This is a genomic window from Hymenobacter agri (genome assembly GCF_054778495.1).
This window is the reverse complement of record NZ_BAAGZM010000137.1, coordinates 1-8,622: the sequence shown is the minus strand read 5'-3', so window position 1 is coordinate 8,622 and position 8,622 is coordinate 1. Positions and strand designations below refer to the sequence as shown.

Sequence of the window (8,622 nt, the reverse complement as noted above, 5' to 3'; positions counted from 1 at the left end):
GCCTCACCACGGCCAATATTCAGCACGCCACCAACTCCTATGACGAGCACGCCCGGCAGCGCGCCGCCTGGCAGGCCCCCGACGTGAGCGCCTGGCAACACCGCACTTTTCAGGGCTACCACCGCGCCGATGGCCGCGTGGGCACGGCCAACTACTGGCTCGTCATTCCGCTGGTGTTCTGCGAAAATCGCAACATCCAGGTGCTGCAGGATGCGCTGATTACCGACCTCGGCTACGGCCGCCGCAAAAGCTACCAGCCCGAAACCCGTAAGCTGCTGGAGCTGCTGCAGGCCGGTAAGTCGGTAGAAGAAATCCTGAGTGCCGACCTCGACGCCGGCGAAACCACCGCCCGCCACAACCGCCCGTTTCCGAACGTGGATGGCATCCGGTTTCTGAGCCACGAGGGCGGCTGCGGTGGCATCCGGCAGGATGCCCAAACGCTGTGCGGGCTGCTGGCCGGCTACATCACGCACCCCAATGTGGCCGGCGCCACCGTGCTCAGCCTGGGCTGCCAGAACGCCCAGGCCACGATGCTGCAGGAGGAAATTGCCAAGCGCGACCCCAATTTCAGCAAGCCGCTCTACATCCTCGACCAGCAAAAGCTCGGCACCGAGGAAACACTCATCAGCACCGCGCTGCGCCAGACGTTTGCCGGCCTGATGCTGGCCAACCAGGCCCACCGCGAGCCCGCCCCACTCAGCGCCCTGAACATCGGGCTGGAGTGCGGCGGCTCTGACGGCTTCTCCGGTATCTCGGCTAACCCGGCCCTGGGCCATGTGTCGGACCTGCTGGTGGCGTTGGGCGGCTCGGTTATTCTAGCCGAATTCCCGGAGCTGTGCGGTGTGGAGCAGGAACTCGTGGACCGCAGCGTGGACCCCGCCACCGCCGAGCGGTTCAGCAGCCTGATGAAGGCCTACGGCGACTCGGCCGTAGCCGTGGGCTCGGGCTTCGACATGAACCCCTCGCCCGGCAACATCCGCGATGGCCTGATTACCGACGCCATGAAATCGGCCGGGGCGGCCCGCAAGGGTGGCTCGTCGCCGGTCGTGGCCGTGCTCGATTATCCCGAGCCCGTGACCCGACCCGGCCTGAATCTGCTCTGCACCCCCGGCAACGACGTGGAATCGACCACCGCCGAAGTGGGGTCGGGAGCCAACATTGTGCTCTTCACCACCGGTTTGGGCACGCCCACCGGCAACCCCATCGCGCCCGTCATCAAAGTAGCCAGCAACACCGCCCTGGCCCGCCGCATGCCCGACATCATCGACGTGAACACCGGAACGGTGATTGACGGCGAAGAAACCATCGAGCAGGCCGGTGAGCGCATTCTCGACTATGTCATCCGGGTGGCCAGCGGCGAGGAGGAAATCGCCGCCGTCCGCCACGACCAAACCGACTTCATTCCGTGGAAGCGCGGGGTGAGCTTGTAGCGGGGGAGGGGGCAGAACAAATAAAAAAGAACGTCATGCTGAGCGTAGTCGAAGCATCTCTACCTCAATAATCCTAAATGATTTCAACGAAGCGGTAGAGATGCTTCGACTACGCTCAGCATGACCTTTCAATCATTGCAAGCAACCTCGCCTATCGCAACCGTTGCCGCATAGCTACCGCAACCGTTTACGTAAATAAATACCCCTGAAAACCCGTTTTCTGTAACCATACGGCCTGTTTCAGCCGCTACCTTCGGCGAACTGCCGCTCCTTATTCTATTCGATTCCTCGCCTCGTCATCCGCGTTACTATGAAGCCTTTTTTGTCCGACGATTTCCTGTTGCAAACCAGCACGGCCCGCCTGCTCTACCACGAGTACGCGAAGCAGATGCCCATCATCGACTATCACAACCACCTGCTGCCCGACCAGATTGCCCAGGATAAACAGTTCGACAACATCACCCAAATCTGGCTCTACGGCGACCACTACAAGTGGCGCGCCATGCGGGCCAACGGCATTCCCGAGCGCTACATCACCGGCGACGCGTCGGATTGGGAGAAGTTCGAGAAGTGGGCCGAAACTGTGCCCTACACCCTGCGCAACCCTCTCTACCACTGGACGCACTTAGAGCTGCGCCGCTACTTCGGCATCACCGAGCTACTGAACAAGGACAGCGCCCGCCGCATCTACGATGAGTGCAGCGCCAAGCTGCAAACTCCCGAGTATTCGGTGCGCAACCTGCTGAAGATGATGCAGGTAGAAACCCTCTGCACCACCGACGACCCGGCCGACTCGCTGGAACACCACCAGGCGCTGGCTGCTTCGGGCTTCGAAACCAACGTGCTGCCCACCTTCCGCGCCGACAAGGCGATGGCCGTGGACGACGCCGCCAGCTACAACATCTACCTCGACCACCTGGGCGCGGTGGCCGAAGTGGAAATCCGCACCCTGGCCGACCTGGAAACGGCCCTGCGCCGCCGCCACGACTTCTTCGCCAGCCTCGGCTGCCGCCTGTCGGACCACGGCCTGGAGCAGATTTACGCCGCACCTTACACACCGGAGGAAGTGGCGGCCAGCTTCGCCAAAATCCGCGGTGGGCAGGCGCTGACGGCGGCCGAGAATACCCAGCTGAAATCGGCCCTGCTGGTGCTGCTGGCCGAAATGGATTGGGAAAAGGGCTGGACGCAGCAGTATCACCTCGGCGCGCTGCGCAACAACAACGCCCGCATGCTCCGCGAGCTGGGCCCCGATACGGGTTGGGACTCGATTGGCGACTTCCCGCAGGGCCGCGCCCTCTCCACCTTCCTCGACCGGCTCGACGGCCAGAACAAGCTCGCCAAAACCATTATCTACAACCTGAATCCGGCCGACAACGAGCTCATTGCCACGATGATTGGCAACTTTAACGACGGCTCGGTGGCGGGCAAGGTGCAATTCGGCTCCGGCTGGTGGTTCCTCGACCAGAAGGACGGCATGGAAAAGCAGCTCAACGCCCTGAGCAACATGGGCCTGCTCTCGCGCTTCGTGGGCATGCTCACCGATTCGCGCAGCTTCCTCTCGTACCCGCGCCACGAGTATTTCCGCCGCGTGCTCTGCAATCTGCTCGGCAACGACGTGGAAAACGGCGAGCTGCCCGCCGACATGGACCTGCTCGGCGGCATGGTGCAGAATATCTGCTACGGCAACGCCAGGCAGTATTTCGGCTTCGGCAAAGTGGCCAAAATAGCGGCCGTGACGGCGTAGAGACGCAACATTTTGCGTCTCGTCGTTGAACGACCGACACCGCGCAAACTCGCGCATACTAAACAACATCAGCAACGACGAGACGCAAAATGTTGCGTCTCTACATCGTTCCAAAAACCTTTGAAATGAAGCAAGTTGTCACGTTCGGCGAAATCATGATGCGGCTGTCGCCGCCGCTGAACTACCGGTTCGCGCAGGCCAGTGGCTTGGAAATCACCTACGGCGGCGGCGACGCCAACGTGGGCGCTTCGCTGGCCGGGCTGGGCGTGCCCGCCGCCCACGTCACCTGCTTTCCTGACAACGACCTGGGCCGCGCCGCCGCCCAACAGTTCCGCGCCCTGGGCGTGAACATGGACGCCACCGTGTACGAAGGTGACCGCCTCGGCCTGTACTTCCTGGAAGTAGGGGCGGGGATGCGCCCGAGCAAAGTGGTGTACGACCGCGCCAATTCGGCCTTCGCGAACCTCGACCCCGCCAAATTCAAGTGGGATGAAATCCTGAAAGATGCCGGCTGGCTGCACTGGACGGGCATCACGCCCGCCATCTCGGCCAGCACCGCCGAGGCTACGCGCCAGGCCATTGCCGCCGCGCGCCGCCTGGGCCTCACCGTGTCGGCCGACGTGAACTACCGCCGCAACCTCTGGCAATACGGCCAGACGGCCCAGAGCGTGATGAGCGAATTAGTGACCGGCTGCGACGTGGTGGTGTGCTCCGAAAACGACGCCGAGGACCTGTTCGGCATCGTGCCCGAGCCCGGCACCGACAACAAGTTCGTGTCGGTGGCCCGGCAGGTGATGGCACGCTTCCCGCAAATCAAGCAGGTCATCACCACCCGCCGCAAAACCCACAGCGCCTCGCACAACGGCTTGAAAGGCATTTACTACGACGGTAAGCAGTTCCTCGAAACCGTCAGCCACGAAATCAACCCCATCGTCGACCGCATTGGCGGGGGCGATGCCTTCATGGCCGGTTTCATCTACGGCTCGCTGGCCTACGAGCATCCGCAACAAGCCCTCAACTTTGGCGTGGCGGCCTCGGCTCTCAAGCACACCATCCACGGCGACGTGAACCTGGTGACGGTGGCCGAAGTGGAGGAAATCATGAAAGGCAACACCAGCGGCCGGCTGGTACGCTGAGATATGAACAAGCAAAAAAGAACGTCATGCTGAGCTTGTCGAAGCATCTCTATCACAGAAGTAATTCAATCGCTGCAACGAAGCGGTAGAGATGCTTCGACTGCGCTCAGCATGACGGCCTTCAAATAATAATCAACCCGATGCCCCGCCATACTCCATCCGAAACCCTTGCCACGCTACTGCGCCACTCGGTGGTGCCGGTGTTCTACCACGCCGATGCGGCTTATGCCCAGCGCATTGTGCAGGCTTGCTACGCAGGCGGCATCCGCGTGTTCGAGTTTGTGAACCGGGGCGAGCAGGCGTTGAGCGTCTTTAAGCAGTTGCGGGAGTTTGTGGCCGCTGAGTGCCCCGACATGGTGCTGGGCATCGGCACGATTTACAAGGCGGCTGAGGCCGAACAGTTCATTGCGGCCGGGGCCGAGTTTGTGGTGCAGCCGCTGGCTACGGCCGAAGTAGCCGAGGTGTGCCGCGCTCACGACATTCCGTGGCTGCCCGGCGCCCTCACGCCTACCGAGATTTACAATGCCAGCGAGTTGGGCGCGGCCGTGGTGAAAATCTTCCCCGGCAACCTCGTCGGGCCCGACTATGTGAAAGCCCTGCGCGGCCCCATGCCCCACATCAAGCTGATGGTGACGGGCGGCGTGGAGCCTACCCGCGAAAGCGTATCGGCCTGGTTTGGGGCCGGCGTGAATGCCGTGGGCATGGGCTCGCAACTGTTCAAAAATGCCGACGATACCGCCGCCCTGGCCGCCAGCATTGGCGAGCTAATGCAGTTTGTCGAAGGCTTGAAAAAGAGTTAATTGCGAATGTAGCAACGTCATGCCGCATGCCGCATGACGTTCCGGCCTTTCCCGCGCCACCCACTTTCCGCCCGCCTAAAACCACCCACCCGATGACCCCACTCGCCACCCAACGCCCGCCCGATTCGCCGCTCGCTACGGCCAACGCCGTGATGGGCCGCTTCCGCTGGACCATCTGCGCGCTGGTGTTTTTCGCCACCACGATTAACTACCTCGACCGGGCGGTCATCTCGCTGCTGAAGCCCAACCTGGAAGCGGCTTTTCACTGGACCTCGGCCGATTACGCCAACTTGGAAATTACCTTCAAGCTTGCCTACGCCCTGGGCATGGTAGGGGTGGGGCGCATCATCGACAAGCTGGGCACCAAGCTGGGCTATGGGCTGGCGACCGCCCTGTGGAGCGTATCGGCAATGGCGCATGCGCTGGTGAACAGCACGCTGGGCTTTAGCGTGGCGCGGGGCTTCCTGGGCATTACGGAAGCCGGTAATTTCCCGGCGGCTATTAAGACGGTGGCCGAGTGGTTTCCGCAGCGCGAGCGGGCATTGGCCACGGGTATTTTCAACTCGGGCTCTAATGTGGGCGCCATTATTGCGCCGTCGGTGCTGTTCATTGCCGCCACTGGCCCGAACGGCTGGCGGTGGGCATTCCTGATAACCGGGGCGCTGGGCTTCATCTGGCTGGTGCTGTGGTATGTTTTGTACGAAACACCCGCCAAACAAGCCCGCCTCTCGAAAGCGGAGTTCGACTACATCAACGCGGATATTCCTACCGGGCTGCCTGCTGAAGGCGTGACCGAGGAAAAGCCTAAGGCCTCGTGGGCCACGCTGCTAGGCTTCCGCCAAACCTGGGCCTTCGTGCTGGGCAAGTTCCTGACGGACCCCATCTGGTGGTTCTACCTGTTCTGGCTGCCCGATTTCCTGGGCAAGCAATACCACCTGAAAGGCACTGCCACGGCGCTGCCCGTAGCCGCCGTGTACCTGCTCTCGAGCATCGGCAGCGTGGGCGGCGGCTACCTGCCGCTGAGCTTCATTAAACGCGGAATGCCGGCGTTTCAGGCGCGCAAGCGGGCCATGCTGCTCATTGCCTGCTGTGTATTTCCGATTGTGTTTGCACAGTGGCTGGGCGGCATGAACATGTGGCTGGCGGTACTGGTGATTGGCATTGCGGCGGCGGCCCACCAGGCTTGGAGCGCCAATATTTTCACCACCGTGTCGGACATGTTTCCGAAGCGGGCGGTGGGCTCGGTCACGGGCATTGGCGGCATGGCCGGCGGGCTGGGCGGCATTGCCCTCACGGCGCTGGTGCAGAAGCGCATGTTCGTGCATTTCGAAAACCTGGGCCAGATTGATAAGGCCTACTACATCATGTTCTTCATCTGCGGCGCGGCGTACCTGCTGGCCTGGGTGCTGATGTTCACGCTGGTGCCCCGCATGGAGCCCATCAAGCTCGACGACGACAACAACTAATTGACTAGTTGTGGGGCTGCCCGGTAGCCCCTTTCTGCCCGCGGCTGCGCAAGCCGCCCGGCTCTTTGTTTCCTCTTGTTTAAGCTGAAACCCATGAAACACCTACTGCTTTTTGCCGCGCTGCTCTTCGGCTGCGCCAGCTCCCGCGCCCAAAATTCCCCCGCCAAACCCATGACTGCCGCCGAAAAAGAAGTAGAAGCCCTGGAGCGCCAGCGCTTCGCCGCCCAGGTGAGCAAGGACTACGCCTTCCTCGAAAAAGCCTTCGCCGACGACCTCATCTACACGCACTCCAACGGCAAGCAGAACACCAAAACGGAGTACCTGCAATCCATCCGCGATGGCAAAAGCCAGTACGACAAAATCGATGTCGAAACCATCAACGTGCGCGCCTACAACGATGGCCGCACGGCCGTGGTGAACGGCACCATCCTCATCACCCTGCCCCCTAAGGACGGGCAGCCCAATCTGGCCCACCTCAAATACGTGGTGGTGCAAATCAAGGACAAGAAGAAGGGCTGGCAGGTCGTGCTGTGGCAGTCGCAGAAACAGGCTTCCTGATTGCAGTGAAAAAAGGAGAAAGCCCGTCATGCTGAGCGAAGGCGCAGCCGTAGTCGAAGCATCTCGCATGCAACAGTAATTAAAACCGATTGTAACGAAGCGGTAGAGATGCTTCGACAAGCTCAGCATGACCGTTCCGCAATCCCTGCCAACCCAACCCATGACGCCCACTACCGAAAACGCCTTGGCCACGCCCGTGGGCACCACCCTCGAGCGCTACATTAAGCGCAAGCAGGCCGAATTCCCGTACGCCACCGGCGAGCTGAGCCAGCTGCTGCGCGACATCGCCCTGGCCGGCAAAATCGTGAACCGCGAGGTGAACCGCGCCGGCCTCTCGCGCATCACCGGCGCGATGGGCGAGCAGAACGTGCAGGGCGAGCACCAGCAGCGCCTCGACGTAGAAGCCAATATCCGCTTCGTACGCGCCCTCACCAACGGCGGCGAGTGTTGCGCCGTGCTCTCCGAAGAAGACGCCGACATCATCCAGACCGGCAACCTGCTGGGCAAGTACGTGGTGGCCATCGACCCGCTCGACGGCTCGTCGAACATCGACGTGAATGTGAGCATTGGCACCATTTTCAGCATCTACCGGCGCGTGTCGCGGGTGGGCGGCCCGGCCCGGCCCGAAGACTTTTTGCAGGGCGGTCGGGCCCAGGTCGCCGCGGGCTACATCCTCTATGGCTCCAGCACCATGCTCGTGTACACCACCGGGCACGGCGTGGCCGGCTTCACCTACGAAAACTCGCTGGGCGAATTCTTCCTTTCGCACCCCGATATCAAAATCCCGCGCCAAGGCCCCGTCTTCAGCTGCAACGAAGGCAATTGGTTTGAGTATCCCGAGTTTGTGCGCACCTTTCTGATGACCTGCAAAGAGCGCCGCCTCACGGCCCGCTACGTGGGCTCGCTCGTGGCCGACTACCACCGCAACCTCTTCACCGGCGGCATCTACCTTTACCCGCCCACAGTCGATAAGCCCACCGGCAAGCTGCGCCTGCTCTACGAAGGCTACCCGCTGGCCTTTCTCATCGAGCAGGCTGGTGGCGTGGCCGTAACTGGCGCCGACGTGGTGCTCGATGTGCCCCCCACCGCCGACCTGCACCAGCGCGCCCCGCTCTTCGTCGGCTCGGCCGAACTGGTGGAGGAGCTGCAAGCCGTAGCGGCGCAGTAGGAGGGCGGTATTCATGATACTATCTGTCATCTCTGAGTGCAGCGAAGGACCTTATCACGCTGGATGTCCTGACGTGATAAGGTCCTTCGCTGCACTCAGGATGACAGATATTGTGTAAGACCATCTGCCAAATGAAAACCTTCCTTCTGTTTCTATTCGCTGCGCTGGCCACTGCTGCCGCTGCCCGCGCCCAGTCGGCCAGCACCAACGTGCTCGATTGGAAGGGTAACATTACGCTCACCAGCTACCTCACTCAGCAGTTGCACGCACAATATGCCGGCCGGCCCGCCGAGTTGGCCCGCGCCGCGCAGTCGGCCGCC

The 8,622-nt window shown here is 61.9% G+C and carries 8 protein-coding genes; all 8 read left to right on the top strand.

Features of this window, described 5'->3' with window-relative positions; translation table 11 throughout:
• A partial coding sequence (locus ACYVDE_RS09240) for a UxaA family hydrolase (protein ID WP_460501206.1) occupies nucleotides 1-1,430 on the top strand: 1,430 nt, incomplete at its 5' end.
• Nucleotides 1,431-1,740: 310 nt separating this feature from the next.
• Complete coding sequence (gene uxaC, locus ACYVDE_RS09235) at nucleotides 1,741-3,174, top strand: glucuronate isomerase (protein ID WP_460501205.1); 1,434 nt, start codon at nucleotides 1,741-1,743, stop codon at nucleotides 3,172-3,174.
• Between the two features lie 125 nt (nucleotides 3,175-3,299).
• Nucleotides 3,300-4,310, top strand: a complete 1,011-nt coding sequence (locus ACYVDE_RS09230) for a PfkB family carbohydrate kinase (RefSeq protein ID WP_460501204.1) — start codon at nucleotides 3,300-3,302, stop codon at nucleotides 4,308-4,310.
• A gap of 140 nt (nucleotides 4,311-4,450) precedes the next feature.
• A complete protein-coding gene (locus ACYVDE_RS09225; RefSeq protein WP_460501203.1) occupies nucleotides 4,451-5,110 on the top strand; it encodes a beta/alpha barrel domain-containing protein in 660 nt (219 codons plus the stop codon).
• 92 nt (nucleotides 5,111-5,202) lie between these two features.
• On the top strand, nucleotides 5,203-6,576 hold the full coding sequence (locus tag ACYVDE_RS09220) for an MFS transporter (protein WP_460501202.1): 1,374 nt from the start codon (nucleotides 5,203-5,205) through the stop codon (nucleotides 6,574-6,576).
• A 93-nt stretch (nucleotides 6,577-6,669) separates the two neighbouring features.
• Nucleotides 6,670-7,134 carry a nuclear transport factor 2 family protein gene (locus ACYVDE_RS09215; RefSeq protein ID WP_460501201.1) on the top strand — a complete coding sequence of 155 codons (465 nt, stop codon included), beginning with the start codon at nucleotides 6,670-6,672 and terminating at the stop codon, nucleotides 7,132-7,134.
• Nucleotides 7,135-7,294: 160 nt separating this feature from the next.
• Nucleotides 7,295-8,302, top strand: coding sequence for a class 1 fructose-bisphosphatase (gene fbp, locus ACYVDE_RS09210; protein WP_460501200.1), 1,008 nt, complete (start codon nucleotides 7,295-7,297; stop codon nucleotides 8,300-8,302).
• A 131-nt stretch (nucleotides 8,303-8,433) separates the two neighbouring features.
• Nucleotides 8,434-8,622: hypothetical protein (locus ACYVDE_RS09205; RefSeq protein ID WP_460501198.1), on the top strand; the 189-nt coding region annotated here is incomplete at its 3' end.

What these genes read in the sequence shown, in the direction of transcription:
- uxaC (WP_460501205.1), top strand. Translation starts at nt 1,741, where the DNA reads ATGAAGCCTTTTTTGTCCGACGATTTCCTGTTGCAAACCAGCACGGCC.
- ACYVDE_RS09230 (WP_460501204.1), top strand. Translation starts at nt 3,300, where the DNA reads ATGAAGCAAGTTGTCACGTTCGGCGAAATCATGATGCGGCTGTCGCCG.
- ACYVDE_RS09225 (WP_460501203.1), top strand. Translation starts at nt 4,451, where the DNA reads ATGCCCCGCCATACTCCATCCGAAACCCTTGCCACGCTACTGCGCCAC.
- ACYVDE_RS09220 (WP_460501202.1), top strand. Translation starts at nt 5,203, where the DNA reads ATGACCCCACTCGCCACCCAACGCCCGCCCGATTCGCCGCTCGCTACG.
- ACYVDE_RS09215 (WP_460501201.1), top strand. Translation starts at nt 6,670, where the DNA reads ATGAAACACCTACTGCTTTTTGCCGCGCTGCTCTTCGGCTGCGCCAGC.
- fbp (WP_460501200.1), top strand. Translation starts at nt 7,295, where the DNA reads ATGACGCCCACTACCGAAAACGCCTTGGCCACGCCCGTGGGCACCACC.